Source organism: Marinagarivorans cellulosilyticus (assembly GCF_021655555.1).
Classification (GTDB): Bacteria; Pseudomonadota; Gammaproteobacteria; order Pseudomonadales; family Cellvibrionaceae; genus Marinagarivorans; species Marinagarivorans cellulosilyticus.
Genome location: NZ_AP023086.1, coordinates 4,241,496 through 4,267,449, shown reverse-complemented (window position 1 = coordinate 4,267,449; position 25,954 = coordinate 4,241,496). Strand labels below are relative to the sequence as shown.

Sequence of the window (25,954 nt, the reverse complement as noted above, 5' to 3'; positions counted from 1 at the left end):
ATTAGGCGCGTTTGTACTTGTTTGAACTGTTATCTGTATTGGTTTGAATAATTGCTTTTAAATATTTTTTAATGCCGCTGTATATTCAAGTGGACTTTATGCATAACGATTTTAATTGCCATAAAGTGCCTTAATAAAGCGGGTTGCCGCAATGAATAATTGTAGGGTTGCATGTGATTTATACGGTTTTGGTTGTGGATGATTCTAATTTCTTTCAGCATCGTCTGAAAGAAATTATTAATGAGCACCCAGAACTCAAGGTTATCGGCATTGCAACAAATGGCCAAGAAGCCATAGAGATGGCCGATGAATTGCGGCCCGATGTAATATCGATGGATTACGAAATGCCGATGCTTGATGGTGTGTCGGCAGTTAAAGCAATATTGGCCAACCAAAAAGTGCCAATTGTTATGTTTTCGTCGTTAACCTACGAAGGCGCGCGCATTACATTGGATGCGCTTGAAGCCGGTGCCGTCGATTTTATATCAAAAAACTTTTCTGAAATTTCACAAAACTCATCGCGATTAAAGCGTCACTTGCATGAAACCCTTTTAACCTTTGCGAAACAGTTTAAACAGCAGTCGGCACCGGCAAGCCCAAAAGTGCCCGAGGCCAACGCGCCAAGCGCTTCAGTTTCCAGCGGTTTAACGCAAAATGGTGCAGCTCAAAGCGCGGCAGCGGCGCAACCAGCCGAGCCGGCTAAGCCTACAAGCTCGGCACGGGCATCACAGGCTAGGGCGCAGGGGCGCGGCGCTATTGTATCGGCTCCGCCATCGGCTAAAGGGGCGGTTTGCCGCCCCAATGCAGCAAAATTATTAATTATTGGTGCCTCTACGGGTGGGCCTGTTGCGGTTCATCAAGTATTAGATGCATTACCGGTGAACTTTCCGTTGCCCATTATTGTGGTGCAGCATATGCCGCCCAATTTTACCCGCGCATTAGCGGAGCGGTTAAATCGCGTGTGTGCGCTTTCGGTGAGCGAAGCTGTATCGGGTGACAGGCTAAAGCCTGGCCATGTGTTAGTGGCACCCGGTGGTAAACAGTTAATTATCGACCCGAAAGAAAAAGGTTGTGTCAAATTGATGGATGGCGATGATCGCATGAGCTACAAGCCCTCTGTTGATATTGCTTTTGTTTCGGCAGCGAATGTTTTTGAACGGCAGCTACACGGTATCGTACTTACCGGCATGGGAGCTGATGGCTGTGAAGGCGCCAAAATATTAAAACAAAAAGGCGGCACATTATGGAGTCAAGACCAAGCCAGTTGTGTGGTTTATGGTATGCCTAAAGCGGTGGTAGACGCGGGTTTAAGCGATCATGTTATGCCACCAAGCGATATGGGGGCGGCACTTATTCGGGGGAGTTAACATGGATGGCTTGACCATACTTGGGGTTATTATTGCGTTTGCAGCGTTAATTGGTGGCAATTATTTAGAAGGCGGTGCATGGCACCTTTTAATTAATTACCCCGCTGCACTGATTGTTTTTGGCGGTACCATTGGGGCCGCTGTTATTCAAACACCCAAAAATATCTTATTGCGTGCGATTCACATTTTTAAGTGGGTATTGTCGCCGCCAAAATTCCAACAAAAAAAAACCATTAAGCAGATTGTAGGATGGTCCAATATTGCGCGCAAACGCGGTTTGTTAGGGCTTGACAACCTTATCGGTTCGGAAAAAGACCCATTTATTAAAAAGGGTCTTCAAATGTTGGTCGATGGTGTTCCGCCAGAAAAAATCAGAGGTATTCTGGAGCAGGATATCGAGCTTTTACGCCAGCACGATACAAGCGCCGCGGGCTTTTTTGAATCCATGGGCGGTTACGCGCCTACGGTAGGTATTATTGGTGCTGTTATTGGTTTGATTCATGTAATGGGCCATATAGGCAACCCAGAGGAGCTTGGCCCAGCATTGGCGATTGCTTTTGTGGCCACCCTTTATGGTGTGGCGCTGGCGAATTTGTTTTGTTTGCCTATTGCCAATAAATTGCGTGCGCATGTCGATCGCATAGCCGTGTGGCAAAAGTTACTTGTTGACGGCATGATTGCTATCGCCGATGGCGAAAACCCTAAAAACATAGAAGCCAAATTAAGTGGCTATTTGTTATGAGTTCCCGCCAGCAACAATTAACAGGCCCAGATCGCTGGCAAATAAGTTATGCCGATTTACTGACATTATTGTTGGGTTTTTTTATTGTTATGTACGCTGTTGCCTCGATGGAGGCCGATAAAAAAGCCGAAGTTATCACAGCCTTACAAGAAAAGTTTTCCAGCACTAAAGCACCTGAATCTAATGGCCCAGTAACGCCTGCGTTAACCTCGGGTGATATACCATTATTAATCGATACCGAATTTGAAGTGGAGGCACAAGGGGAGTGGTTGTACTTAGAGGTCGCGAGTGAAACCGTATTTGCCAGTGGCAGCGCCGATTTAAAAACGTCGGCCAAACAACAACTCGATGCCTTAGCCGATTGGCTAGCAACAACCGAGGGCGTAGTAGAAATAGAAGGTCACACCGATAACCAACCGATTAATACTGCGCAATATGCCAATAATTGGGCTTTATCAAGCGCTAGAGCCGTAGCTATTGTAAATTATTTAACGCTTAATCACGCTATACAAGGGACGCGCTTTCGAGCCGTAGGTTTTGGTGAATACTCACCGGTAGCCGATAACTCGACCGTTGCGGGCAGGCAAAAAAATCGTCGTGTTGTTATTAAAGTAGAAAATAAACCTTTGTATATCGCGCCGGTTAATGCCGGTAACTCAGCGCCTAAAGCCCCTGCGTCACAAACCGCAGCGCCACAAGCTGCAACGGCGTCTATTGCGCTAAGCAAAAATCTAGAAGCAACAACACAAAAAATAAATACATTAGCCGAACGTTTAAAAACAAAAGGCATAGACCCCGCGCGCAAGGCCAATGGCGGCCTCAAATTTACTGGCGGCGAAGAATAAACTCTTCTAATTCTTATTACCCTCATAGCTTTTTTTGTATTGGCATTAAACTTGTTTGGGCTTTATGAATAAGTCTGAATAATGGCGTGAAATGGGTAGGGCGCAGATGGAAATCTGGACGGTAGCAAATCAAAAAGGAGGTGTAGGTAAAACCTCGACCACCGTTGCACTAGCGGGCATTGCGGCCAGTGAGGGCAAGCGAGTACTGATGGTGGACCTCGATCCGCATGGTTCGTTAAGTATGTATTTTCGGCAAGAACCGGACTATACCCACAAAAGCAGCTATACCTTGTTCGAAAAAAAAGACCAGCTCAATAGCGAATTAGTGCATGGGCTGGTGCGCGTTACACCCTTAAAAACCCTGCAATTATTGCCGGCGGCAACCGCTTTAGCCACCCTAGAGCGGCAAATGCATGCCTGTGAAGGCTTAGGCATGGTGATATCAAAAGCGATGGCGCAGGTAAAAGAAGACTACGACTTAGTCGTACTCGATTGCCCGCCAGTATTAGGGGTTTTAATGATTAATGCTTTGGCTGCCTGCCATCAGCTGATTATTCCTGTGCAAACAGAGCACCTAGCCATTAAAGGCCTAGAGCGCATGCTGCACACGCTAAAAATGCTGGCCCGCTCGCGCCCTAAACCGTTGCCTTACGTTATTGTGCCCACGATGTTTGATCGCCGTACGCAAGCTGGCGTACAAAGTTTGCGGGTGTTGCGTAACGAATATGGTGATCAGGTATGGCAGGGTAAGGTCGTTATCGATACGCGGGTGCGCGATGCCAGCAAAGCCGGCGTGCCGCCTCATTTATTTGCGCCTTCAAGTGCTGCAGTGGCATGTTACCAACAGCTTTATCGGCAGTTGATTGACCATCGAGTGCTTACCGGCGGCGAATCGCAAAAAACAGCAAATTAGCGACGACTGCCCGCTTACTTGGGCCAGTGCCAACTATACTGCTAGCAATGCTGCGACCGATCGCTTCATTTCATCATAATGCGAGATGTATAAGCTTATGCCCATACCGCCGCCAGAAAACGATAACAATCTAGCTGCCGCCCCCTTGGGGGACGATGCGCTGCAGGATTATATGTCGAGCCTGTTTTTAGGCACGGATACTTTAGAGGAGGGCGACAATAACGCTGACGAAGATCAAAGCGCAGCAGCTCAAAACAGCCAGCCGGCGGCTGTAGTAGCCATCGAGCCAAAAGCAGTAGAAGCAAAACCAGAACAGCCAAAACAGGTACAAGCATCGCCACAAACATCTACACCAGAACAAGCAGCACCTACACCAGCACCGGCAACAACCCAGCCCGTACCTGCACAGCCTTCTTTTGAAGAATGGGAAAATCGCAGCCCTGCTAATAACCCTGTAAGCCCACCTAAGCCTTTAGCTGCGCCGCAACAAGCCCATGCCGAACCAATTGTACGCATAACGGCAGAGCAAATACCAAGCGATGTGCCCTTAAGTGACGAGCAAAAAAAAGGGCTGCAAAAACTGCTCGACCAAAAGCTGCTTATCGCGCCAGAGCCACTCGGCGAAAGTGTGCCCAATGTTGAACCGGCGCCTGATAGGGCACTGGCACCCAGCATTGAGCTAGCTCCCAACATTGAACTTGCGCCCAAAACTGTACCGATTGAGCCAGAAGCGCCTGCAGTAATTGCTGCCCCAGTAATACCGCCGGCAGTGCCACGCGAAGAGGTGGCGGCAATAGTTGATAATAAGCTGCCTGAAGAGCTACCCGATAAGGCTGTTGCGCCACTCAATACCACGCATCAAGTACCGCAAGCCAGCGAGCCCAAAGATTCAGCATTAACAGCACCTGCAGTGCCTAATTATCGCGAGCACTGGATACAACAATTGCCCGATTGGGGTCAATCGCGGTTTGATGTTTTATTGTTTAGTGCGCGTGGGGTTACCTTGGCGATCCCTCTTATCGCTTTGGGGCATATTTATTTGCAAAACGCGCCACTAAACCAAGTGCCGGGTTTGCCGCCTTGGGTCATTGGCGTTAAACCTTTGACGCAAGGTCAATTAAAAGTCATTGATGCGGGGGCTTTTTTTACGCCCGATAGACCCAACCGCTTGAATACCGACGAAGATATACACCTTTTATCAATAGCCGATAGCCAGTGGGCGTTTGCAGTCGATAGCGTGGCTAACCCCGTAACCATTGGCACTACCGATGTGCAGTGGCGCCCGCTCAGTGCCGCAAGCCCGTGGTTGGCCGGCGCTATTAAGCAGCATATGTGTGTATTGGTTGATACCCCCGCTTTGTTAAAGCTCCTTTCGCGCTAATTTCCTGCCGCAAAAACAATGCTCAAGTTGTGTTATGGCGACTGGCACAGATGCTGCTGTCGTCTATAGTTGAAGGAGTAACGATTTAATATTGACAGCTTCTTTGCTCGAGGATGTGGTACATGGCGACGCAACTAACAAATTCAAAAATCAGTGAAGATCCCGTATTGCAGTGGGTGACTTTTCACCTAGCCGGGGAAACCTACGGCGTCAATGTAATGCAGGTTCAAGAAGTATTGCGTTATACCGAGATCGCGCCAGTGCCAGGGGCGCCGCATTATGTTATTGGCATTATTAATTTACGCGGCAATGTGGTTACCGTTATTGATACGCGCAATCGCTTTGGTTTAACGCCTGGCGAGCTAACAGATAATACTCGCATCGTTATTATTGAAGCCGAAAAAAACGTAGTGGGCATATTGGTCGATAGTGTGGCCGAAGTTGTGTATTTACGGCAGTCCGAAATAGAAACTGCGCCTAATGTCGGCAACGAAGAAAGCGCGAAATTTATTCAGGGTGTTTGCCATAAAAACAACGAGTTACTCATACTCATCGAATTGGATAAACTAATTACGGACGAAGAGTGGGCTGCAATAGGCGGCTTTTAACGTCCTTGGAGTACTAACGTGAACGCAGTGCAAAGTCTAATTATTATTGCCGTTGCCATTATTGGCTTTAGCGGTATTTGGCTTTGGCTGCGCCGCCGCTTAAAAACAATCGCGCAAGATTGCGCACAGCTGCGCGAAGAGCTGGCAGTGTTAAAAAAAGATCAACACCTTGCGTTGCAAGGTAGCTATGGCATGGGGCAGCGCATGTTACGGCTAGAGCGCCGGTTCAAATCTTTAATCGAAGCTCCTCAGCCAGAGCCCGTCGTCGAGCAACCCTTTTCGTACACGCAAGCCACGCAAATGGTGGAAGAGGGCGCCGATGAAGAAGCCATTGCCGCCACTTGTGGAATTTCGCGCTCAGAAGCCCATTTAATGCGTAAGCTGTGTGCCCAAGGCTTTGCCGAAAACCCCGCAGAAGCGTAGGCTTAACCCTTATTGCGTTTTAACTGTGCCAGCAGCAAATGCTGCAATTAATACAAAGCCACTTGAAACCCACAGGCAAGCCTCTAGCCCCCACCATTGAAATACCGCCCCCGATAAAACCGTACCTAGCAAGCGGCCAGCGGCATTGGCCATATAATAAAAACCCACATCTAACGAGGTGCCGTCGTGGGTCGCTAAGCGCACGATTAAATACGAATGCATGGACGAGTTAACCGCAAAGACAGCACCAAAAACAAATAACCCCAAAATAAACACTACGCTAAAAAGCGCATCATTGGCACTGGCTTGGCTAATGAGTAGCGTAAGGGCTGCCGGTATTACCGCTAAGGCAAAAGCCCATTGGGCGCTAAGTTTGCCATCGGGTAGGCGTTTGCGAATTATTGTGGGCGTTAGTGTTTGTATAAAGCCATAGGCAATAACCCAAGCGGCAAAAAAGCCACCTACCATGGCTGGGCTCCAGGACCAGTAGTGGCTTAAAAATACAGGTAGGGCAACGACAAACCAAACGTCCCGCGAGGCAAATAAAAATAACCGCGAAAGCGATAAAGCATTAATTGCCGGTGATTTAGACAACAGTTGCGTAAACTTCGCTTTTTGTTGGCTTTGGCCAAGGTTTTTATTCAGCAATAGCAAGCTGCTAAACAATGTGCCGGCTAATAAAATAATCATGGCTACAATAGCGCCACTAAAGCCCCAAAGGCTTAGCAACAATGCACCAATAAAAAAGCCTAGCCCTTTTAATGCATTTTTTGATCCCGTAAGAATGGCCACCCACTTAAATAATTTGCCTTGTGCTTTGTGGGGCACCAGTTGTTTGATGGCACTTTTGGCGCTCATTTTATTTAGATCTTTGGCAATGCCCGACAACGCCTGAGCGGCCATCACCCACGGAATGTTAAGCCAATGCGTGGGTGCTAATAGCATGGTTAATGCTATTAGCTGCAATGCGATGCCGATATTCATGGTGTTATTTAGGCCAATACGCGCCCCTAACCAGCCGCCCACTAAATTGGTAACAACGCCAAAAAACTCGTAAAACAAAAATAACAGGGCAATATCCAGCGCGCCATAACCTAGCTGGTGGAAGTACAGCACCACCAGCATGCGCAAAGCACCATCGGTTAAGGTAAAGCTCCAATAGTTGGCGGTAATTACGCCATATTGTTGTAACGCCGATAGCTTAAGGGAAGGAATTATCGACATTTTATTGGTCGTGCAGGCCAACAAAGCGCGCTAATTCGGCTGTGCGGTTGGCATAGCCCCATTCGTTGTCGTACCACAAGTACAGTTTTAATTGGGTGTCGTTAATGACCATTGTCGATAACGCATCAACAATCACCGAACGCGGGTCGGTGCGGTAATCAATGCTGACTAATGGTTTTTCTTCGTAACCTAAAATGTCTTTTAATTCGCCTTGGGCGGCCTCGGCAAAAAGTGCATTGACGGTTTCTACGGTGGTGGCTTTGGCAAGCTCGAAAACGCAATCGGTCAGCGAGGCGTTAGCCAGCGGTACGCGCACGGCGTGGCCATTTAACCGGCCTTTAAGCTCTGGGAAAATTTCGGTAATGGCTGTGGCCGAACCCGTAGTTGTAGGAATTAAGCTCATGCCGCACGCGCGAGCGCGGCGCAGATCTTTATGAGGGGCATCAATAATTGTTTGGGTATTGGTGAGGTCGTGAATGGTAGTCATGGAGCCATGCACAATACCAAGCTTTTCGTGAATCACTTTAACCACAGGGGCCAAACAGTTTGTAGTACAAGAGGCCGCCGTTACAATGGCGTGCTCTGCAGGGTTAAATAATGTGTGGTTTACGCCCATTACCGCGTTCAAAATGCCTTCTTCTTTAACCGGGGCGGTAACAACAACGCGCTTAACGCCTTGTTTGGTATAGGCTTCTAGTAGGCTTTTTTGTCGCATTACGCCGCTGGCTTCAATCACTAAATCGCAATCTGACCAATCGGTATCGTTGATGGCGGCATTTTGAGAGCAGCGAATGCGGTGCTGGCCTACCGTTATCTCGCCGTCGGTGGCATTGGCTTCGTGCTGCCATTTGCCGTGAACAGAGTCGTAATTGAGCAAGTGGGCCAGTGTTGCTGCGCTGCCTGCTACATCGTTAATGCGTACAAAGCTCACTTCGGGCCAGTCGAAAGCGGCGCGCAATACTAAGCGCCCAATGCGGCCAAAGCCGTTAATACCTATTTTAATCGTCATAAATCAGTTCTTTTGGTCGAATGTTCAAGTCTTTGTGTTGGCTAGTGTGAATGTCTGTTATGACATTTTGGTGGCTATTTACAGCTATCGCTAAAAGCTAAAACATTATGGCTGGCAAACGTGTATGTGCCTTGCTGGGGGCCAATTTTAAACCTTAAGCGTTCATAATGCTCGGCCAGTTCGCCGCCAGTTGTAATTAATTGCAGCGGTGTGTTTACGCTTGAAAGCGGCGCGGCTTTAGCGCCTTCGCACAGTTGCATAACCCGGCGTGCTATAGCCTCACCTGAATCTACCCATTGAATGGGGTAGGGCGCGGCAGCGGTAAGTTCTTCGCGAAGTAACGGGAAGTGGGTGCAAGCTAGTACAACGGTGTCGAGGGTTTGGGTGGCATCCAGTGCCAATAAAGCATGCAGGGCACGGGTTATTGTGTGTTGGTCTACGGCGTTGCCCAACAGTTTGTTTTCGGCCTGAGCCACCAAGGCTGCGGCGCCGTATAAGTGAACACTTGTGTCTTGCGCATAATTCGCGATCAGTTGTGCGGTATAATCGCGCGCCACGGTTGCGGGTGTTGCCAGAATGCCAACGACATGGCTTTGCGATTGCTGCGCCGCGGGTTTTATAGCGGGTACAACGCCAACAAATGGAATGGCAAAGTGCTCGCGCAGCGGGCCCAGTGCCAGGGTGCTGGCGGTATTGCAGGCCACCACAACCAAATCGGGCTTTATGGCATTTATGCTGGCAGCTATAACCTGCACAATACGATCACTCAACCAAGCATCGTCTTTATCGCCATAGGGGAACTGGGCAGTATCGGCAATGTAGCTGCATTGCGTAACCCCAAGCCCTTGCGCTTGGGGGTGTTCGAACAGCTCTCGTACAATGCTCAAGCCGCCAAGGCCTGAGTCAAAAAAGGCAATGTGCATAGTGCGGTTGGGGTATCCAAAGTAGGTAGCCGGCAAATGTAACAATTTTAATGCTGTTTTGCAGGTAAAAGTGGCGCGCCGCTTAGCTAACTAAAATTATTTGTTGTTTTAAGGTGTTTGAAAAACATGTTTGAAAGTACATTACAGTCCGTTTTATTTATTGTTGGCGTAGTTATTATTTTGGCTTTGGTCGCCGTGGCGGGCTTTTTACATTGGCAACTGCATTTGCGCAAAAAGCGCGATGCTTTGTTATTGGCCGAGCAAGAAGCCAAAATCAGCAAAAATCGTGAAGACGCTATCAATAGCCTTCGTATTATTGGCAAAAGTTACATGGCCGAGCAGGTAGAGTTAGGCGAAGCCAGTATTCGCGTTAGCAACCTTATGGATTACCTTTCCCTAACGGAATCTCAACGCGCGCCATACCGCGTGTTTGACGAGGTAAACGCCAAAATTAAACACATCCCCATTTTACAAGCTTGGAAGGATTTGCCGGCTAAGGAAAAACGCGCACATTTAAAAGCCATCTACCGCGCCGAAAATGAATACAAAGACTTTGCCCGCGATGCCGCTAAAAGCTTGGCGAGCTTCGAAATCGTAGAGGCCACTTTTTATTCGGCTTAGTGTTTGGGGGGGAGCTATAACAGGAGCATACTGTTTTAAATTCTGGGCACAAAACGAGTACCCAGAAACACTATAAGAAAGATCGAAAAAGTCGAGCGCGTGCATTGTGCTTGGTCGGCAGGTACTACCGTGTAATGCAGAATGCAAAAGGTTGCGGAACCATTTTCTGACTACGCTCTTTTGTCATTGGCCCGCAATTAGCTTGCTCGTAAGTGGCGCTGGCCATAAACGATTGTATTTCCCCCATTGCGTTTTCTAATGTAACTTCAACCATTACCGTTGCAGCTGTTGGATAAATATAGCTATAGGTTACGCTGTTTTCCCAAATGCTTTCAGCGTTGCCAAAATCAACTCGTCGGGCCTGTTGAATATTCGATAGGAGATTTTTTTCGTAATTAATAGACTGTCGGTAAAAGGGCTTCTCATCGTGGGAGTCAAAATATAAAACCTGACTAACTTTGCCATTATCGTAGTGCCGCTGTGTTGTGGGTAACATAGCGGAAAAGTTGGGGAAGTCACTGTCACTATCGACCGTATCAAAGTCAGATGGCTCTGGGAAATTGGGGTCTAACTGTTCGTTCACACCACCCCAATCACCGAGTGTTAATCTGCTCAAACTCGAAGTGTCGCCCCAAGATTGAAATGTGTACAGTGTCATAAATCGCGATTCACTGTCTGGTTGTGTTTCCTGCGTGGCTTGCACTAGCGTGTGCTCAACAATATCCCAGTTGGAACTACTGGTATTAAAAAAACGGTAGCTATTAAACGACAATAAATTCTCTTCAGACGTTTCTGTAGGCGCGGCGCTATTGTCGATGGTGGGTTCGAGGTTAATTGAAGATATGTGCGAAATCTCATCGCTTTCATCATATTCAAACAAAGTAGTTCTATATTTTGTACTAATTTGCATACCATAAGGGCCACGCAACAGCCACCAATCGGCTGCAACTAGCCGCCAGCTTTGTTGAGGTGTCTCTGAGGGTGGTTGCGCCTCGTCCGAGCTGCATGCGCTTAGTCTGGCGCTGACCAGTAGCGTTGCTCCAATTTTATGCATTACTGTATTCCCTTAAAGAAAAAATGTTATTTTGAAGTATTACATTTTTCCGCTAACACCTGTAGCCGCTTACTCATTTTGTTTGCACAGCACTAGCCCTCTGCGCGTTAATTTTGCGCAAGCATGAGGGCTTGCTCTTCCTTATGCGTATGAAGATGGTAAAGTTCGCAACTCACAATTATTAGCGGGCAGCAGCATGTCGAAAACGTTTGAAATTCAAGGGCTCATTCACTCCATTGGGGAAACCACCGAGTACGGTAATAACGGTTTTACCAAAAGAGAGTTTGTTATTAAGCTTACAGGCGATGATGAGAACAGCGCGTACCCCAACCACATTGCCTTGGAATTAATCAAAGACAAATGCGCCCTTATCGACGGCTACAAAGAGGGGGATGAGCTTAAGGTGTCGTTCAGCCTTTCGGGTCGTTTGTGGTCCGGTGGTGGTAAGCCAGAGAAGTGCTTTACCAGTTTGCAGGCCTGGAGAATCGAGGCCGTAGGGGCTTCGCCTGCAGTTGCGCAGCCGGCGGCAGAGGAGGCTTTTGCTCCTGCGCCTACTACTAGCGCTTTTAACAGCACGGCGTTTGATGATGATATTCCTTTCTAACGATTACCATTAGTTAAAATGTAAGGTTTTGACTTGAAAGCCCCTACGCTAGGGGCTTTCAAGTTTTACAAGCGACAAATGACAAACAACAAATTAAAAGTGCAGCCCCTTGAGCATGTAGCCATTTGAACAGGGGCAGTGTCTACCCTCTAGTTTTTTTATCTTACCGTATTGCATACCCAACCCTCGCACAGATATAACCTGGCACTATGCCAAGCACCCCAAACATCGCGCCGCCTGCGATAACAGTAAGCAGATCTGTTATAAGCCGAGTATTGAGTATGAGGGCTGTGGCAGAGTTGATTTCTGCAAGTGTGCTCAGCCCTGAAACCAAGATAAATAATGCAGCAGTTGTGATGAAGCCCAGCATGGCCGAGAACCGTTGTAGTACTTTCCCTTGTCGCGCTCCGCGTTGGGTGTGTACAACGATAAAAGTGGTTACCGCTGGGATGATACCCACAATGGGGGAGAAGACTATAAATAGCATGCCCATGCTGGCGGCAGCTTTGGCTCCGCCCTCTAGCGCGATAAATGGAAAGGTGAGCAGTGCGAGGGTGCCACCGCCAGCTAGTGGCCCAAGTAGGGCGAAGGTGAAAAAAGCTTTCATGGTGTCTCCTTATTATTTATTGGGTGATAGATGGTTACCGCTAAGTTTGAGGTTTTTTGGCGCTAACGCAGTAATAGCCAAAACGCATACGGTTGCATGCAAGGGCAAGCCCCCACGCAGGCGCTAATAAGTGATGCCAGTGCTCTGGGTTGCGGTCGGCTTGCAGCAATAGTTGAGTGCCGTAGCGCAATACCATCCACGGGATGTAGAGTGCGGAGGGCAGCACTCGCCAGCTGAGGTCTTGAACGTGAATTTCCTCAAAGCCTGAGCTTTCCATTGCCTTGATAGTGGCTGTAAGCTCGGGGAAGTTGCCTAGCGCCCAGTGTTTACAGGTCTGCCGGTAGCATAGGTGTGTAATGGCATTCATTGGTGCAGTGGTTTTAATAAACCCATCGCATAGGGCTAATGTGCTGCCTGGTTTGAGCAGGCGATAGGCTTCGTTAATTAAGCTTTCTTTGTTGCTTTCGCTGCTGTGGCAGGCGCTTTCTATGGCATAAGCGCCATCGAAGCTCTCGTGGGGTAGGCCTGTTTGATGGTAGTTGGCAAGCACATAATGTAACTTGTGGTGTTGAGGTTGTTTAGCGCTGATCACTTGCGCCTCTTTAACTTGGTTGGCAGCAATGGTTACGCCGGTAATGTGCTTAATGGCCGGCAATTGAGCGGCAAAACGCATAGTGCCGCCAAGGCCGCAGCCCATGTCCAGTAGGCGATTACGCGACCCTTTAAGTTGCAAACTATTAATGACTTTGCGGTTGGTGTTTTCCAGCATGCTTTCTAAATTGAAGGGGTTGATACCCCATTCGTAAGTGCCGAAGTGCATATTGAGTTTTTGGCTCCAATCCCGGTAGCCGTCACTGGTTTGTGCATAGTAACTAGAGATGCGCTGAGCGTTTTGCTGTGCTGTGTTGGTGTCTGCTTGTTGCTTATTGCGGGTTTCTTTTGGCTGGCGCCAAGCTTGTTCGCTGGGGTTATTAACGCGCAAAAATTTAGGTAGATGTAAGTGAGTCATGTTGGCCTCCAATGCAAGATTTGAAGCCAGTGTAAGCGCAGCCAGTGGCAAAACCTTCCGAGTTGATCATTGACGAGCCAAAAACCGTTAAAAAAATAAAAAGCTATATATTACAGTGGGTTATATTTTTTCTGGATGATAATCTGGGAGTGTTTGAATGTAAAAAAGCGTTAGCTATGTTGTTTTCGGTATTGGCTTGGGGTTTGGTGGGTGGTTGTTTTGAAGGCCGCATAAAAGGTCGATTGGGAGTTAAACCCCACACTTAAACCGACCGATAACACGGAGGCGTTAGGTTCTGCGAGCAGCATTTTTTTGGCGGCATTTAGGCGGTGCAAACTAATGTAGCGCGATACGCTCATACCGAATTGGGTGTTCACTAATTCTGATGTTTGATGGTTGCTTAGCGATAATGCCTGGGCAAGCCTGCTAAGGTTAAGCGTGTCATCTTTGTAGAGCGCTTGCTCAATCATTAGGGCTTCAATTTTTTGGCCGAGATGCTCGCAATTCTCATTTTGCAGTGTGGATTTGGCATAGCTTTGGGCTACTAACTCCACGGCTTTTTGCAGTAAGTCGGGGTAGCGCATTAACATCCAAAGCAGCGATGCAAAGACGCAGGCACTGATGGCGGCATAAGTCATCACGTAGATCTGCTCGCCCCACCAAGAGGCAACAACCGCAGCCATAAAAATAATTAATGCCGCGATTGTAATGCCCGCAAGTGCCAGCTGTTCTACCTCAAGATTTTGCCGCTGCCCTTTATGCGGGCGCAGGCGCACAATCAACCACAGTGCGGCCGCTCCTCCCAGAAAAAATGCCAGCGGTATAGCAATAGGGCTAGGCAACACAGCACCAAGAAGCGGAAGCGCGGCTAATGCTATGTACTTTTTACCGAGCTTGGCATCCGGTGTGATTAACGTAGAGTAAAAAGCAAAGAAGGTGATTGTGGAGCAGTAAAGCACGACTGAGTAAGCGCGCGACTCAAAAAGGCTGTTCCCCGTTGCGAGCGCCCAGCCATGCCAGGCTTGTAGTACAGCAATACTGCCCAGCATAGCGCTACAAGCCAACCGCGAGAGCGCGCTCTTTTCAAAGGCCTCGCAAACCCATTGGTATGTACACCAAAGCAGTAGGCAGGTGATGATATTGAAGCCGATAGACCATTGGCTAAGGAGTGAGAGCATGGGGGGAATCCATTTAGGGCTGTTGGGCGACAAGGGTGAAACACGCAATACGGGCATACAAAACGAGGGCGCGTGCCTTCCTTACTATTTCAAAATGATACCAAACCACAAGGTATTAGCCATGCAAGAATTAAGTGAAGTATTCGTAGTTCAAGGTGTGTCATGCGTATAGCCTAGGTGAGAAAAGTGCAAATTCTACTGGGTGCAGCATTGTATTCTCACTGTATTCTTGAAGCCTTTCACTGCACCGATCTTGTTTTCTTTTCCCTCATAACGTCATTTCTTCGCCTTCAATCATCGCTGTAATCGGCTTTGCTTTATTGCTTTATTGGTGGTTGAAGTGATGTTTTTTCGGCTTGCCCGTTTTTTTAAGCTAGGCTGAATTAAATAATGCCTAAAAAGTTGTGGGTTACGGGCATTTTTTTATTCTAAGCCTTAAAAAACTGTGGCTTAAGTTTGTGTAGGGAGGGGGATTAGTGGTTGATATTGAAGTGGCTGCAGCGTTAGGTGCAAGGCTTGAGCAGTTGCGGTTGCAAGCGAATATTCCGCAGCAGGTGTTGGCGCAAGAGCTGGGGATTTCTGAAGGGACTTACCGCAGTGCCATCAAGGGCAAGGTTAAGTTGGAGGTGTTTGTGGGGTTGCTTAGGTTGCTCGGTGCAAGCGACGGGCTAGATAATCTTTTACCACAACAGCCCTTTAGCCCTATGGCGCTGTTAAACAATGCCGGCAAGCAGCGCCGGCGTGCGCATGGCACATTGGCGCAAGGGTTATATTTTGCGGACGGTAATGCCGAAGGCTTTGCGCGATGATCCCTGCCGCAGAGCCGCCAGCTTTGAGTGATGCTGCATTAGCAGTTGCAGCCCCAAAGGTATGGAAGGTGAATTTCGGCAAGCGCACGGTTGGCGCATTGTCCTTTGAAGCGGCCAGCCAGTGCTGGGCGTTTGAGTATGCCCCGCGCTGGATTAAAACAGGGTTTTCGTTGGCGCCAGTGCAGCTGCCGTTGGCGTCGCGTGTTTATTCGTGTGCATCGCATGAGCAAGCTTTAAATGCCGCAAGGGCGCAGCCTATTGTGTATGCCGCATTGCGCGATATTTTTGATTTGCCGGCGCTGTTGCCCACAGGGCATTCGTCGGCGGCATGGCCTAATGCTATAGGCCTTGAATGCATTGAGCCGGCCGCTAAAAAGGTAGCTGCTGAAGCTTTTGATCCGGTGCTATCGCAGGCGCAAGCGCTGATGTTTGCAGCCTCAAAAGCGCAAGGTGGCGCAGCGCAAATTTCCGTTTGGGTCGATGAGCAAAGCAATTTTAGTTTTTCGGCTTTATGCCCAGGGGCAGGCTTTACGCCTTGGTGTTTAAGCGTTTCGGGTGATGCGCAGGGCGGCATTGATGGTTGTCGGACAAAATATTGTTATTACCTGATGGCACAGGCGGCAGGTTTGACCTGCGTGCCTACTCGGCTATTAGAATCATCAGGCCTACCTAGTAGCGCATTGCTTGTGGCTAGGCACGATTTTACTCAGCAGGCGTTTCAGTATTTTATGCCGTTTAAATATTTGCTGGGGCCAACTATTGAGCAGGCTCGTCAAAAGTCTGTAATCACCGAATACCGCCACGTGCTGACTATTGCAGCGCAGTGGCATTGCTCTAGGCAGCAGTTGTTGCTGTTATTTCGCCGCATGGTCTTTGCTGCGCTTACCCGTAATGGTGGTAGCCCGCTAGAGAATTTAGGCTTTTTAGTGAACGAGGCCGGCAAGGTAACTTTGGCGCCGGCGTTTGGGTTTACACCCAAGCGGCCACCGCCAGCAAAAGCCGATGTTTTGGAATGTAAGGATTTGCTTAAGGTGGCGGCAGGCTTTAAGTGCCTGCAAAAACAGGCGAGCCAAGTTATTGATGAGGTGGTGGCAGTCGTTGAGCAATGGCCCACGTTTGCCAAAACTGGCGGCCTGCCGCACGAGAGCATGCAGCGTTTACAGCGCGCACACCGCCTGTTTTAGTGCTGCGCTATGGTTTATGCGCATGCACAATATAGTTAATGGCGACATGCTTTGATTCGTTAAAGCGTTGGGTGATGGGGTTGTAGCCTAAGCCTGTAATTTGCTTAACCTGCAAACCCGCCCGCCGGCATGCGCCGGATAGCTCTGCTGGGGTAATAAACTTTTTATAATCGTGTGTGCCGCGCGGCAAAATGTTCGCCACATATTCGGCGCCGAATACGGCAATTAGATAGGCGAGGGGGGTGCGGTTGAGTGTTGAGAAAAAGACATCGCCGCCGGGCTTTGTGAGTGTGGCGCAGGCGTTAATAACGCTTTCTGGGTCGGGCACGTGCTCTAGCATTTCTAGGCTGCAGACAATATCAAAGGTGCCGGCATTATCAGCGGCGTGTTGTTCTGCGGTGGTTTGTTGGTAATTAATGCTTAAACCGCTTTGGCCTGCGTGCAGGCGCGCAACGTCTAGCGGGGCTTCGCCCATATCTATGCCGGTTACTTGGGCGCCGCGCTGGGCCATGGCTTCACTTAATAAGCCGCCACCGCAGCCTACATCTAATAGCTGTTTACCGGCGACTTTGGCGCAGCGATCAATAAAATTCGCGCGCACAGGGTTCATTTGGTGCAGCGGTTTAAATTCCCCTTCGGCATCCCACCAGCGATTTGCCGCGCGCTCAAATTTTGCGATTTCAGCATTGTCGACATTGGCGTTGTGTTCGGTGTGTTGTGCCGTTGCTGCGGTCATTTGGCTATCCTTCTAAAATTAGTTTTTGGGCTTGGCCATTTTTTGTTGCCAAGCCAATGTATTGCGCTTGATGTCGGTTTCGTTAAGCGTTGTAAGCAGTTTATTGCGTAACAGGCGCTTGCCGTCCACCCATACGTCGGTGACGTTGCGGCTTTGGTTGGTATAAACCAGTAGTGATGCCAAGTTGAAGGTTGGCAAGCTGGTGATCTCATCGAGTGATATGGCAATAACATCGGCCATTTTGCCAGCTTCTAGGCTGCCTGTTAGGTGATCGATGCCCAGTGCTTTGGCGCCATTTAGTGTGGCCATTGTGAGTGCATCATAGGCCGAAATAGCTTCGGCATTGTTGGCAGTAATTTTGCCAGTTAGCGCTGCGGTTTGCATTTCGCCGAACATGTCTAAATCGTTATTGCTGGCGGCGCCATCGGTGCCTAACGCCACGGTAATGCCGGCATCAAGCAGCGCCTGCGTAGGGCATAGGCCGCTGGCTAATTTTAGGTTGGATTCGGGGCAGTGAATAACGCTGGCGCCATTTAAGGCGGTGATATTAATATCGCTGTCGTTGAGTGCTGTCATGTGCACGCACTGTGTGCGCGGTGTCAGTATGCCGAGCTGTTGCATGCGGTCTATGGGGCGCTCGCCATGTGAGGCTATGGCATCGTCTACTTCGCCTTGGGTTTCGTGTAGGTGTAGCTGAATAGGGGCTTGCAGCTCGGCGCTTAGCACGGCAATGCGTTCGAAAACTTCATTGCAAACGGTGTAGGGCGCATGGGGGCCAAAACCAATGGTTATGCGCTCGATGGCGCGGTAACTATCGTGCAGGGCAATGCCTTTGGTAATGGCTTCGTCTGGGCCTTGTGCCCAGGGTGTTGGGAAGTCTAAAACGGGGAAGGTAATTTGTGCGCGAATACCACTTGTGCGTGCCACTTCGGCAGCGGCTTCTGGGTAAAAGTACATATCGCTAAAGCAGGTGGTGCCGCCTTTTAGCATTTCGGCCACCGCAAGCTCGGTACCATCGATAACAAATTGCTCGTCAACCCATTGGGCTTCGGCGGGCCAAATATGGTCTTCTAGCCAGCGCATTAGCGGAAGGTCGTCGGCATAGCCGCGCAACAGGGTCATTGCGGCGTGGCCGTGGGCGTTGATTAAGCCAGGCATAATCACGTGCTCGCCAAGCTCTACATGTTCTGCGGCGGTGTACTTCGCTTTTGCTTGAGCGCTAGGCTCGATAGCGAGGATTTTACCTTGGTCGATAATCAGGCTGCAGTTTTGCAACGCGGCAGTGCGTGGGTCGCCTGTCATGGGCAGTATCCACTGGGCGCTAATGATTAGCTCGACGTTATTATCGGTAGTTGCTGGCATACAAAGCTCTTGTGTTAAATGGGTGTACTCAGCTTATGGGCTTAGTGCAGTTGGTCGTTGCTGGCAAAAATGCGATCTAGATCTTCGCCGCCAAGCTGGTAGTTTTGGCCGCAAAACTGGCAATCAATCGCGATGGTTGCTTGTTCTTTGAGTAGCGCGTAAGCATCAAGCTTGCCGATGGCGGCTATGGCATTTTCGCTGCGCTCTTGCGAGCAGCTACAGGCAAACTGTGCCGGTACATTGCTTGCGGTGCGTAAGGTAAATTCATGAAATAAGCGCGTAAGTTGCGTTTCGTGCGATAGGTTTAAGCTTTCTTCGGTCGTTAGTGTGTTGACTAGGGTGACGAGTGTTTGCCAGTCGTTTGCGGCTCGCTCGGCAGGCTCAATGCCCGAATTATCACGGTATTCGGCTTGTCGGCTTACGGCAGGCAAGCTTTGCAAAAATAAGCCGCCGGCGCTGTTCTCGTCACTAAATAACCACAGTTTGGTGGGAAGTTGCTCGGATTGAGTAAAGTAATGGCTTAGGCAATCGGCAATGGTATCGCCTTCTAGCGGCACAATCCCTTGGTAGCGTTGCCCTTTAATCGGGTCGATGGTAAGGGTGAGCACACCGTTGCCAACCAACTCGCGCAGCGGTTTACCTTCTATATCGGCGTTTGTCACTATGGCGCCATCGTTATGTTCTTGTTGGGCGAGCTTTACGATGCCGCGCAAGCTTCGCTCGTGGGTGGCTTCGGCCATAATCATGGGTACTAAACCATCACCGCGAATTTGCAATGTTAGCAAGCCTTCAAATTTTAATATGCCCGCTAGCAAAGCGGCGCCGCTTAAAAATTCGGCCAGCAATGCTTGTGCGTTAGCGGGTAAATGTTGGTGCTCGGTAGCCGCTTGAACACTCTTTTTCAGTGTCACCATCTCGCCACGCATATCGCAATCGTCAAAATAAAAGCGGGTGATGGAATCGTCTGAAGTGTTTTGCGTGCTTGCGGCACAAGCGGTTAGATCGGCGTCGGGCTTTTGTGTGGTCATATTGGGTCAGTTGTTTCCAGCGGGTATTAGCTTGCTTAAACGTCGAATTTTATAGACGTATTCAGTTTTGTGCGCAAAATGCGTAATGGCCGAATTTTATCATGCGTGGCTGCGCTAGGTGGTGAGTTTTAGCCACGCTTTAATGGGTGATAAAGCGGTGGCTTGTGTTTTTCGTTTTTATTCGTCTTGCACGCTATTCACATTGATAAACCGGTGAATTTGCCGGCGCTGCTTTTTATTGGGTTTGGTATCGTGGTGGCTTATGCCTAAACCTGCGGCTTTGCGTTCTAAGGCGAGTTGTTCGCGCTTGGCTTGGCTTTCTTCGGTTTCGGTGTATAGCAGCGCGGCTTCTGGTGCGCCGCGGCGCTGTTCGGATAGCCCCGTGACTAAAACCGTTTTTTGTACATGGCCTTGCGTAATGGTTAGCCGCATATCTAATTGGAGGTCTTTGCTGGGTTTTACGCGAGCACCGTCCACATGGACTTTTCCACCGTCGATGGCCTGCTTGGCTAAGCTGCGGGTTTTATAAAAGCGGGCCGCCCATAGCCATTTATCAATGCGTACGCGGGTCAGTTCGGTTGTTGTCATAGTTTGCAGTGTTGTGGTTTATGTGGCTGTGGTTGGAATTATTTTGTCAAAGTCTTCGATGTACACAAAGTCTTGGTCGCACGCTGGGCGGGGTTCTTGTTGGGAATCTGGATGGGTGATACACACTAAGTGGGCAATGCCAAATTCTCGTGCCTTTGCGACAATGCGTGGCGTGTCGTCAACAAAAAGTGTGCGGGCTGGGTTAAAGCGCTCGCTGGCGTGCAACTGCAGCCAAAACTCTGGCGCTTCTTTGGGTATTTGATAATCGTGAGATGACACCACAACATCTAAGTGTTGATCGATTTTGGTCACTTCCAGCTTAATTTCCAAACCGCTGCGGTGAGCATTGGTCACCAAAATGACCTTTTTCTTTTGCGCTTTTAAAAAGCTTAAAAAGTGCTCGGTGTGCGGCCGTACTTTTATTTTTTGTTTTATTTCCCGCTTAAGTGAGGGGATATCCATTTGAACCAGCTCAGACCAGTGATCCAAACAATACCACTGCAGCGTGCCTTCGTAGGCTTTAATTTGCGTGTGCAGTTTTTCTCGAGCTTGGCTGTAATCAAGTTTATGATGCTCTGCGTATCTTTTGGGTAAGTGTTCAAGCCAAAAGTAATTGTCGAAGTGCAAATCCAGCAAAGTGCCGTCCATATCCAGTAGCACAGTATCAATAGCGCTCCAGTCCAGTGGACAATGGGCGTCGGGCGATTCTGGCACTGGTGTTGTAATGGGTAAATCAGTCATAGGGCTTTAGCAAACCATTAATCAGTCGGAGTTAGTATGCCTACCCCCCCAGAAATATTAAAGCGTGAAACGGCGTGCCAAAGCCGTTTGTTTAAAGCCGAAGCCTTGCAGCTAAGGTTTAGTAACGGTGAGGTTCGTGATTACGAGCGCTTAATGGGAAGCCATGCCGCGGTGTTAATTGTGCCCGTTTTGCCTGATAACCGCGTTGTGATGGTGCGTGAATATGGCGCTGGTGTAGAGCGTTACGAGCTAACCTTGCCTAAGGGCAAAGTGGATGCCGGTGAAACCTTCGAGGAGGCCGCTAATCGCGAATTACAAGAAGAGGCGGGTTATGCCGCCACGCGCTTAACAAAGCTTAAGTTGATGTCGCAGTCGCCAAGCTATATGCAGCACACCACGCAAATTGTATTGGCGCAGGGCTTAACGCCTAGCCGGCTCGCCGGCGACGAGCCCGAGCCATTAGAGGTCGAGATACATTCGCTGGATAGCCTTGCAGAGCTTATTGCGCGCGCTGATGTTACCGAAGCCAGAACAATCGCTGCACTTTATATGGTGCGTGAGCTACTGCGAAGCGTTTGAACGCTTGCGCTCAGTATTTATTATGATGTTTGATGTGGCTATAAAAAATACAGGGTGTATTAATATTGAGCAGGCAAACCGTTGTTTGAAAAAGCTGGCGCCTAAGTCGTTGCATGCCACATAAAAATCTCATGCTTTAGTATGTTTTTAGCTATGATGGTTTAACTTAATTGTGAGGGTGACTACGAGGTTGCCCCAGTAAAGCTGGCGTACCTTGATTAGGGTATGCATAAAACAAAAAATAAGCGCAAATATGGGGTCGTCAAGCATTACAGTTATGTAACTGTGGCGACCATACGCGGTAATAAATAGAGGCTTTAATGCGTTACTTATCAGCAAGTGCAGTGCAGAATTCGTCGTCGATGGCGGCTTTAGGGGCAAACTTGAACGATTCTCGATTGCTTAAACAGCAATTGGCACGTGAAATTACCTCGCTTGAAGGGCAGTTATTTCGTCTGCGGACCCGCAACGACATGATCGATTACAATACGCTGCAAACCTATGAAGACATGATATTGAGCCGTAAGCGTATGCTCGATGGCTTGCTCTGGGATGAGGACTAGCGGATCTAGCCCTCTTGTAATACGGTATTTTCGGTATGTTTTAAGCGCAAAACCCCCTTATTTAATAACAAAAGCGTTCCATTCTTTCGTCAAGTAGCGTTAATGAATGGAACGCTTTTGTGTTTTTGGCCTCTGCTTTTTTGCTTCGACCTCAATATTCACGCTATCATCGCCGCCGTTCTGGCGAGTTTCGCCTTTCCGTGTTTTTAGATGTCGCAGCGTGATGTGGCATACGCTACCAACATTAAAGCAACCAAGTGATGAATTAGGTTATGTACCACAGTTATTTTGGTATCGAAGAACAAGCGTTTTCTATTGCGGTTAATCCCCGTTATATGTACATGAGTGCTCAGCACCGCGAAGCTTTGGCGCACCTGCTTTATGGTGTTAATAGTGGCGGCTTTGTGATGTTAACCGGGGAGGTGGGCACGGGCAAAACCACCACCATACGCTGCTTATTAGAGCAATTACCGGCTAATGCCGATGTGGCAATGGTGATGAATCCCGCCGCGAGTGCTCGCGATTTAATGTGCAGCATTTGTGATGAGTTTGGGGTTAGCTACGATGTTGATGAAACGAGCATCAAGATTTTAACCGACAAACTCTACGACTTTTTATTGCGCAACCACAGCAATGGCCGCAATAGCATTGTATTAATTGATGAGGCGCAGCTATTGCGCATCTCAACACTTGAGCAAATACGCTTGCTGACCAATCTCGAAAGCAATACTCAAAAAATGCTACAAATTATTTTGGTCGGTCAGCCAGAATTAAACGAGCTGCTGGCTAAGCCTGCCTTGCGGCAGTTATCGCAGCGTATTACGGCGCGTTACCACCTGCGCCCACTTACAGTTGAAGAGACGGGCGCTTATATTCGGCACCGGTTGAGTGTGGCCGGTATGCCGCCAGGGCGGGATCCATTCCCTGCGAATGTGGTAAAAAAAGTACATGCCATTAGTGGCGGTATTCCGCGTTTAATCAATATATTGTGCGATCGCATGCTGCTGGGTGCTTTTACTCAAGAGTCTACCGAAGTTGATAAAACCATATGCCAGCAAGCCACTGAAGAAGTGCTGGGCGACCCTAGAGAGCGTGCATTCAAACGAACCCCAGCGTTGTCACACCCTCTTATTTATGGCGGTTCGGCGGTGTTGGTTTCTTTGGTGGTATCCACGTTGATTTGGTTGTTAGTTACCCACGACGACAAACCCGTTGAACCCGTGGTAGAGCCTGTCGTGGCCACTGTGGCTATTGCTCCAGAGCCGGAAAAGCCTGCGTCTGCTCGCGCATGGGTGCGCAACCAAGATCAAGCCTTAGGGCAATTGCTAGATTACTTGGGTGAGTCCGAGGGGTCTTCTGTTTACCCTTGTTGGTTGGCCAGCAAAAAAGGTTTGCATTGTGAAACGCTAGAAGCCAGAACATGGAATGACTTCCTAGAGACAAACCGGCCGGCTGTGCTGTCGTTGAATACGCCATCTCGGCATGCGGCTTTTGTGACTGTGATTGCCATTAACGACAATACCGCAACGACGCTAATTGATGGCGAACAGGTAGAAGCAAGCCTTGATGAGCTGGGCGCCTTATGGACCGGCGAATATGTGATTATGTGGCAGCGGCCAGAAAACTTCGAAAAAGCGATTGGCCTGGGTTCGTCTGGTCCGCTTGTAGACTGGTTAGCCGGGGAGTTTGCCAAGCTTGATGAGCAGCGCACGCCCTTAGCTAAAAGTAGCTTCAATAAAATGCTTGAACGCCGCGTTAAGCTTTTTCAACGCAGTTATCGCCTTGAGGATGACGGCTTAGCTGGGCTGCAAACATTGTTACGCCTTGGTGAAGCCCTTGGGCGCGAAGTGCCGCTGCGCGCGATGACGCCCGTGAATGAGCCCTTATCGGCAATGGAACACTAAGTATGTCGTTAATATTGGATGCTTTAAATAAAGCAGATCGTCAGCGAGACGATCAAGAGCCTGTGCCTAATTTAACGACCTATCATGTTGCCCCAAGCAAGCCTAAACCCGTTGCCGGCATTGCCAGCTGGATGCTTTATAGTATTTTGGCTTTATTGGTGTTGGTGGTTATCGGTTTGGCGTTACTGTTGCTGCAAGGGCGCGGTGAGCGAGGCCCTGCCAGCGTTGTAAGTGCCAGCACAGCCACTACCGAAGTTGCCGATAAACCAAAGCCCGAGCCCATAGCCGTTGTGGAGGCTGTTGCGCCACCGGCAGTAGCAACTGGGCTAAATGCGCGTATTAAAGGCCTGCGCACAGAGGATAATAGCCCGCGAGGAGGAAACGCACCTAGCGATCGTCGCGAGCCGGCTATTTCCGCGGAAGTGGCTGCTATTTATGGGCAGGTGGGCGATACAGGGGTAACGGCGCCAAAGCGTGACGTTGTGGATGGTTTATATCAAAGCGAAAAAGCTAGCGCCCCGCGTAAAACGGCGCAAGCTAGCCCGAAAAAACCGGTGAATCCATTGGTTGATGATCAAGAGCTGCAAGCATTGTGGGAACAATCACAAGCGGAAGGGGCTGCCCTTACACCACCGGCAATAGATCCTTATGCCAAGCTGCCGTATTTGCACCAATTACCTGAAAGTTTTCAAAACCGTATTCCTACGTTGATGTATCACAACCATATATTTTCTGCCAAGGCGAGCGCGGTGATTTTGAATGGTAAAACGTATCGTAAAGGTGAGGAGATTGCTACAAGCTTGGTCGTAGAGGCCATTACAGAAGAAGACTTGATACTCAGCTATCTGAACAAACCCTTTCGTTTAGCGGCGCTCAGTAGCTGGGTGAAAATGGACTAAATCTTTGCTTGGGCTTACAGAAAAACGTAAGCCGACAAGCCGATAAGCAGTGCAATCATAAGTGCGCTAAAAGCGTATATCAGCACTGGAGGTTTACGTGTTTCTTCTTCCATTTCGCTGCGGTTGCCAGGCGATGTTGGCCGGGTAACCCACTGCTTTGGGATAACGGTAGGTTCATCATCCCGTGGGGTGGGTGCTGAGACGGCGGGTTTAGCCGTAGCTGAGCGCGGTAAATCAATGCCGGGGCCAAAAACTCGAAAGCTGTATACATCCAGCCTAACTTTATCGCCTGCGCGCAAGACCGCTTCTTCTACGCGTTCGTCGTTTACAAAAATACCGTTGTCGGTATCTAGGTCAACAACATGTAACCCTTCGGGGCTAATGGTAAAGCGTGCGTGCTCTTTCGAAAGGTGTGTTCCAGGGAAGGCGATATCGCAACGCTTGCCGCGGCCGATAACTACCGAGCCCGATTCGCCCATGCGCAAAGGAAATTCTTGGCCAGATAAAAAGCGTGAGTTAGCAATGAGAGACCACTCATAATCTTGGGCTTCACTGGCTGGGTCAACAATGGTGATTTCAACATCGCCAAATTTTAAAACGTCGTGGCAGGCTACAGCGTGTTGGTTAATAGCACTACCATTAACGGAAGTGCCTTCGGCGCTTCCGAGATCTTTTAAGACAAATGTTTGCCGCGCACCGGTTAGCTTCGCATGCTGCGGACTTACGGATGCATCATTAATGACAAGACTATTGTCGTCGGCACTGCCGATAGTAAAGTTTTTCTCTACTACCCACACTGGGTCTTGTCGGTTGTCGTTGAATCGTAACTTGAGCATTCTCACCCCTATTTAAGCGGCCAAAGTATACAGCTTCATTGAGGCAAATATAAAGAGCCTATGCAGTGTGAAATTAATGGCTGTCTGTGGAAGTTGAGTTTTCTGCAGTTCTTGTGCAAGGCACTGAGCTTGACTGATGAATTGTACGGGAGTTGCGTGAATAATGAATTTCCTGCAGCTCCTTTGCATCTTTGGCGGTAGAATACATACCCTGTAT

Annotated in this window: 28 protein-coding genes; 15 read left to right on the top strand and 13 right to left on the bottom strand. The window is 49.0% G+C overall.

Features of this window, described 5'->3' with window-relative positions; genetic code table 11:
- The first annotated feature begins 173 nt into the window (after positions 1-173).
- The 7 genes from MARGE09_RS17545 to MARGE09_RS17515 all read left to right on the top strand — a co-directional run bounded on the left by MARGE09_RS17545 (position 174) and on the right by MARGE09_RS17515 (position 6,279).
- Positions 174-1,367 (top strand): protein-glutamate methylesterase/protein-glutamine glutaminase, encoded by a 1,194-nt coding sequence (locus tag MARGE09_RS17545; RefSeq protein ID WP_236984171.1) that lies wholly within the window; start codon positions 174-176, stop codon positions 1,365-1,367.
- 1 nt (position 1,368) lies between these two features.
- Positions 1,369-2,109 (top strand): flagellar motor protein, encoded by a 741-nt coding sequence (locus tag MARGE09_RS17540; protein ID WP_236984169.1) that lies wholly within the window; start codon positions 1,369-1,371, stop codon positions 2,107-2,109.
- Positions 2,106-2,954 (top strand): OmpA/MotB family protein, encoded by an 849-nt coding sequence (locus tag MARGE09_RS17535; protein WP_236984167.1) that lies wholly within the window; start codon positions 2,106-2,108, stop codon positions 2,952-2,954. The genes MARGE09_RS17540 and MARGE09_RS17535 overlap by 4 nt, the downstream gene beginning before the upstream one ends.
- Before the next feature lie 91 nt (positions 2,955-3,045).
- Positions 3,046-3,867 (top strand): ParA family protein, encoded by an 822-nt coding sequence (locus MARGE09_RS17530; RefSeq protein ID WP_420828074.1) that lies wholly within the window; start codon positions 3,046-3,048, stop codon positions 3,865-3,867.
- A 97-nt stretch (positions 3,868-3,964) separates the two neighbouring features.
- Positions 3,965-5,248 carry a chemotaxis protein CheW gene (locus MARGE09_RS17525; RefSeq protein ID WP_236984165.1) on the top strand — a complete coding sequence of 428 codons (1,284 nt, stop codon included), beginning with the start codon at positions 3,965-3,967 and terminating at the stop codon, positions 5,246-5,248.
- Between the two features lie 122 nt (positions 5,249-5,370).
- Positions 5,371-5,856 (top strand): chemotaxis protein CheW, encoded by a 486-nt coding sequence (locus tag MARGE09_RS17520; protein ID WP_236984163.1) that lies wholly within the window; start codon positions 5,371-5,373, stop codon positions 5,854-5,856.
- An 18-nt stretch (positions 5,857-5,874) separates the two neighbouring features.
- Positions 5,875-6,279 (top strand): DUF2802 domain-containing protein, encoded by a 405-nt coding sequence (locus tag MARGE09_RS17515; protein ID WP_236984161.1) that lies wholly within the window; start codon positions 5,875-5,877, stop codon positions 6,277-6,279.
- Positions 6,280-6,288: 9 nt separating this feature from the next.
- On the opposite strand, the gene arsJ is transcribed toward MARGE09_RS17515, so the two are convergent.
- The 3 genes from arsJ to murI all read right to left on the bottom strand — a co-directional run bounded on the left by arsJ (position 6,289) and on the right by murI (position 9,435).
- Complete coding sequence (arsJ, locus tag MARGE09_RS17510; RefSeq protein WP_236984159.1) at positions 6,289-7,503, bottom strand: organoarsenical effux MFS transporter ArsJ; 1,215 nt, start codon at positions 7,501-7,503, stop codon at positions 6,289-6,291.
- Position 7,504: 1 nt separating this feature from the next.
- On the bottom strand, positions 7,505-8,512 hold the full coding sequence (locus tag MARGE09_RS17505) for an ArsJ-associated glyceraldehyde-3-phosphate dehydrogenase (protein WP_236984151.1): 1,008 nt from the start codon (positions 8,510-8,512) through the stop codon (positions 7,505-7,507).
- A gap of 74 nt (positions 8,513-8,586) precedes the next feature.
- Positions 8,587-9,435, bottom strand: coding sequence for a glutamate racemase (gene murI / locus MARGE09_RS17500; RefSeq protein ID WP_236984149.1), 849 nt, complete (start codon positions 9,433-9,435; stop codon positions 8,587-8,589).
- 126 nt (positions 9,436-9,561) lie between these two features.
- Here murI and MARGE09_RS17495 point away from each other — a divergent pair, with 126 nt between their 5' ends.
- The gene (locus MARGE09_RS17495; RefSeq protein WP_236984148.1) at positions 9,562-10,056 is read left to right on the top strand and encodes a DUF2489 domain-containing protein; all 495 of its coding nucleotides are present in this window, start codon (positions 9,562-9,564) and stop codon (positions 10,054-10,056) included.
- Between the two features lie 124 nt (positions 10,057-10,180).
- Here MARGE09_RS17495 and MARGE09_RS17490 read toward each other — a convergent pair whose 3' ends face one another.
- Positions 10,181-11,110, bottom strand: a complete 930-nt coding sequence (locus MARGE09_RS17490) for a hypothetical protein (RefSeq protein WP_236984146.1) — start codon at positions 11,108-11,110, stop codon at positions 10,181-10,183.
- A gap of 196 nt (positions 11,111-11,306) precedes the next feature.
- Between MARGE09_RS17490 and MARGE09_RS17485 the strand changes: the two genes are divergently transcribed.
- On the top strand, positions 11,307-11,714 hold the full coding sequence (locus MARGE09_RS17485; protein ID WP_236984144.1) for a DUF3127 domain-containing protein: 408 nt from the start codon (positions 11,307-11,309) through the stop codon (positions 11,712-11,714).
- A 163-nt stretch (positions 11,715-11,877) separates the two neighbouring features.
- Here the strand turns inward: MARGE09_RS17485 and MARGE09_RS17480 are convergent, their stop codons facing one another.
- The 3 genes from MARGE09_RS17480 to MARGE09_RS17470 form a co-directional block, all read right to left on the bottom strand.
- Positions 11,878-12,321, bottom strand: a complete 444-nt coding sequence (locus MARGE09_RS17480; RefSeq protein ID WP_236984142.1) for a hypothetical protein — start codon at positions 12,319-12,321, stop codon at positions 11,878-11,880.
- 40 nt (positions 12,322-12,361) lie between these two features.
- On the bottom strand, positions 12,362-13,330 hold the full coding sequence (locus tag MARGE09_RS17475) for an SAM-dependent methyltransferase (RefSeq protein WP_236984140.1): 969 nt from the start codon (positions 13,328-13,330) through the stop codon (positions 12,362-12,364).
- A gap of 170 nt (positions 13,331-13,500) precedes the next feature.
- The gene (locus tag MARGE09_RS17470) at positions 13,501-14,508 is read right to left on the bottom strand and encodes an AraC family transcriptional regulator (RefSeq protein WP_236984138.1); all 1,008 of its coding nucleotides are present in this window, start codon (positions 14,506-14,508) and stop codon (positions 13,501-13,503) included.
- Between the two features lie 476 nt (positions 14,509-14,984).
- On the opposite strand from MARGE09_RS17470, the gene MARGE09_RS17465 reads away from it, so the two are divergent.
- Positions 14,985-15,317, top strand: coding sequence for a helix-turn-helix domain-containing protein (locus MARGE09_RS17465; RefSeq protein WP_236984136.1), 333 nt, complete (start codon positions 14,985-14,987; stop codon positions 15,315-15,317).
- Positions 15,314-16,501 (top strand): HipA domain-containing protein, encoded by a 1,188-nt coding sequence (locus tag MARGE09_RS17460; protein ID WP_236984134.1) that lies wholly within the window; start codon positions 15,314-15,316, stop codon positions 16,499-16,501. Before MARGE09_RS17465 ends, MARGE09_RS17460 begins: the two co-directional genes overlap by 4 nt.
- 7 nt (positions 16,502-16,508) lie before the next feature.
- On the opposite strand, the gene ubiG is transcribed toward MARGE09_RS17460, so the two are convergent.
- From ubiG to yrfG, 5 genes are all read right to left on the bottom strand, one after another.
- Positions 16,509-17,237, bottom strand: coding sequence for a bifunctional 2-polyprenyl-6-hydroxyphenol methylase/3-demethylubiquinol 3-O-methyltransferase UbiG (gene ubiG, locus MARGE09_RS17455; protein WP_236984132.1), 729 nt, complete (start codon positions 17,235-17,237; stop codon positions 16,509-16,511).
- Positions 17,238-17,255: 18 nt separating this feature from the next.
- Positions 17,256-18,599 (bottom strand): TRZ/ATZ family hydrolase, encoded by a 1,344-nt coding sequence (locus MARGE09_RS17450; protein ID WP_236984130.1) that lies wholly within the window; start codon positions 18,597-18,599, stop codon positions 17,256-17,258.
- 41 nt (positions 18,600-18,640) lie between these two features.
- Positions 18,641-19,627: an Hsp33 family molecular chaperone HslO gene (gene hslO, locus MARGE09_RS17445; protein ID WP_236984128.1), complete on the bottom strand. Its 987-nt coding sequence runs from the start codon at positions 19,625-19,627 to the stop codon at positions 18,641-18,643.
- A gap of 177 nt (positions 19,628-19,804) precedes the next feature.
- Positions 19,805-20,200, bottom strand: a complete 396-nt coding sequence (gene hslR, locus MARGE09_RS17440; RefSeq protein ID WP_236987406.1) for a ribosome-associated heat shock protein Hsp15 — start codon at positions 20,198-20,200, stop codon at positions 19,805-19,807.
- Positions 20,201-20,233: 33 nt separating this feature from the next.
- Positions 20,234-20,956: a GMP/IMP nucleotidase gene (gene yrfG / locus MARGE09_RS17435; RefSeq protein WP_236984126.1), complete on the bottom strand. Its 723-nt coding sequence runs from the start codon at positions 20,954-20,956 to the stop codon at positions 20,234-20,236.
- Positions 20,957-20,992: 36 nt separating this feature from the next.
- On the opposite strand from yrfG, the gene nudE reads away from it, so the two are divergent.
- From nudE to MARGE09_RS17415, 4 genes are all read left to right on the top strand, one after another.
- Positions 20,993-21,535, top strand: coding sequence for an ADP compounds hydrolase NudE (gene nudE / locus MARGE09_RS17430; protein WP_236984118.1), 543 nt, complete (start codon positions 20,993-20,995; stop codon positions 21,533-21,535).
- A gap of 320 nt (positions 21,536-21,855) precedes the next feature.
- On the top strand, positions 21,856-22,098 hold the full coding sequence (locus tag MARGE09_RS17425) for a hypothetical protein (RefSeq protein WP_236984116.1): 243 nt from the start codon (positions 21,856-21,858) through the stop codon (positions 22,096-22,098).
- 272 nt (positions 22,099-22,370) lie between these two features.
- Entirely contained in the window at positions 22,371-24,002 is a 1,632-nt protein-coding gene (locus MARGE09_RS17420) for an ExeA family protein (RefSeq protein WP_236984114.1), read from the top strand.
- Between the two features lie 2 nt (positions 24,003-24,004).
- On the top strand, positions 24,005-24,901 hold the full coding sequence (locus MARGE09_RS17415) for a general secretion pathway protein GspB (RefSeq protein ID WP_236984112.1): 897 nt from the start codon (positions 24,005-24,007) through the stop codon (positions 24,899-24,901).
- 14 nt (positions 24,902-24,915) lie between these two features.
- On the opposite strand, the gene MARGE09_RS17410 is transcribed toward MARGE09_RS17415, so the two are convergent.
- Positions 24,916-25,737: an FHA domain-containing protein gene (locus tag MARGE09_RS17410; RefSeq protein WP_236984110.1), complete on the bottom strand. Its 822-nt coding sequence runs from the start codon at positions 25,735-25,737 to the stop codon at positions 24,916-24,918.
- Between the last annotated feature and the right edge of the window lie 217 nt (positions 25,738-25,954).

Coding starts and splice junctions, on each gene's coding strand:
- MARGE09_RS17540 (WP_236984169.1), top strand. CDS start 1,369: ATGGATGGCTTGACCATACTTGGGGTTATTATTGCGTTTGCAGCGTTA.
- MARGE09_RS17535 (WP_236984167.1), top strand. CDS start 2,106: ATGAGTTCCCGCCAGCAACAATTAACAGGCCCAGATCGCTGGCAAATA.
- MARGE09_RS17530 (WP_420828074.1), top strand. CDS start 3,046: ATGGGTAGGGCGCAGATGGAAATCTGGACGGTAGCAAATCAAAAAGGA.
- MARGE09_RS17525 (WP_236984165.1), top strand. CDS start 3,965: ATGCCCATACCGCCGCCAGAAAACGATAACAATCTAGCTGCCGCCCCC.
- MARGE09_RS17520 (WP_236984163.1), top strand. CDS start 5,371: ATGGCGACGCAACTAACAAATTCAAAAATCAGTGAAGATCCCGTATTG.
- arsJ (WP_236984159.1), bottom strand. CDS start 7,503: ATGTCGATAATTCCTTCCCTTAAGCTATCGGCGTTACAACAATATGGC.
- MARGE09_RS17505 (WP_236984151.1), bottom strand. CDS start 8,512: ATGACGATTAAAATAGGTATTAACGGCTTTGGCCGCATTGGGCGCTTA.
- murI (WP_236984149.1), bottom strand. CDS start 9,435: ATGCACATTGCCTTTTTTGACTCAGGCCTTGGCGGCTTGAGCATTGTA.
- MARGE09_RS17495 (WP_236984148.1), top strand. CDS start 9,562: ATGTTTGAAAGTACATTACAGTCCGTTTTATTTATTGTTGGCGTAGTT.
- MARGE09_RS17490 (WP_236984146.1), bottom strand. CDS start 11,110: ATGCATAAAATTGGAGCAACGCTACTGGTCAGCGCCAGACTAAGCGCA.
- MARGE09_RS17485 (WP_236984144.1), top strand. CDS start 11,307: ATGTCGAAAACGTTTGAAATTCAAGGGCTCATTCACTCCATTGGGGAA.
- MARGE09_RS17480 (WP_236984142.1), bottom strand. CDS start 12,321: ATGAAAGCTTTTTTCACCTTCGCCCTACTTGGGCCACTAGCTGGCGGT.
- MARGE09_RS17475 (WP_236984140.1), bottom strand. CDS start 13,330: ATGACTCACTTACATCTACCTAAATTTTTGCGCGTTAATAACCCCAGC.
- MARGE09_RS17470 (WP_236984138.1), bottom strand. CDS start 14,508: ATGCTCTCACTCCTTAGCCAATGGTCTATCGGCTTCAATATCATCACC.
- MARGE09_RS17460 (WP_236984134.1), top strand. CDS start 15,314: ATGATCCCTGCCGCAGAGCCGCCAGCTTTGAGTGATGCTGCATTAGCA.
- ubiG (WP_236984132.1), bottom strand. CDS start 17,237: ATGACCGCAGCAACGGCACAACACACCGAACACAACGCCAATGTCGAC.
- MARGE09_RS17450 (WP_236984130.1), bottom strand. CDS start 18,599: ATGCCAGCAACTACCGATAATAACGTCGAGCTAATCATTAGCGCCCAG.
- hslO (WP_236984128.1), bottom strand. CDS start 19,627: ATGACCACACAAAAGCCCGACGCCGATCTAACCGCTTGTGCCGCAAGC.
- yrfG (WP_236984126.1), bottom strand. CDS start 20,956: ATGACTGATTTACCCATTACAACACCAGTGCCAGAATCGCCCGACGCC.
- nudE (WP_236984118.1), top strand. CDS start 20,993: ATGCCTACCCCCCCAGAAATATTAAAGCGTGAAACGGCGTGCCAAAGC.
- MARGE09_RS17425 (WP_236984116.1), top strand. CDS start 21,856: ATGCGTTACTTATCAGCAAGTGCAGTGCAGAATTCGTCGTCGATGGCG.
- MARGE09_RS17420 (WP_236984114.1), top strand. CDS start 22,371: ATGTACCACAGTTATTTTGGTATCGAAGAACAAGCGTTTTCTATTGCG.
- MARGE09_RS17415 (WP_236984112.1), top strand. CDS start 24,005: ATGTCGTTAATATTGGATGCTTTAAATAAAGCAGATCGTCAGCGAGAC.
- MARGE09_RS17410 (WP_236984110.1), bottom strand. CDS start 25,737: ATGCTCAAGTTACGATTCAACGACAACCGACAAGACCCAGTGTGGGTA.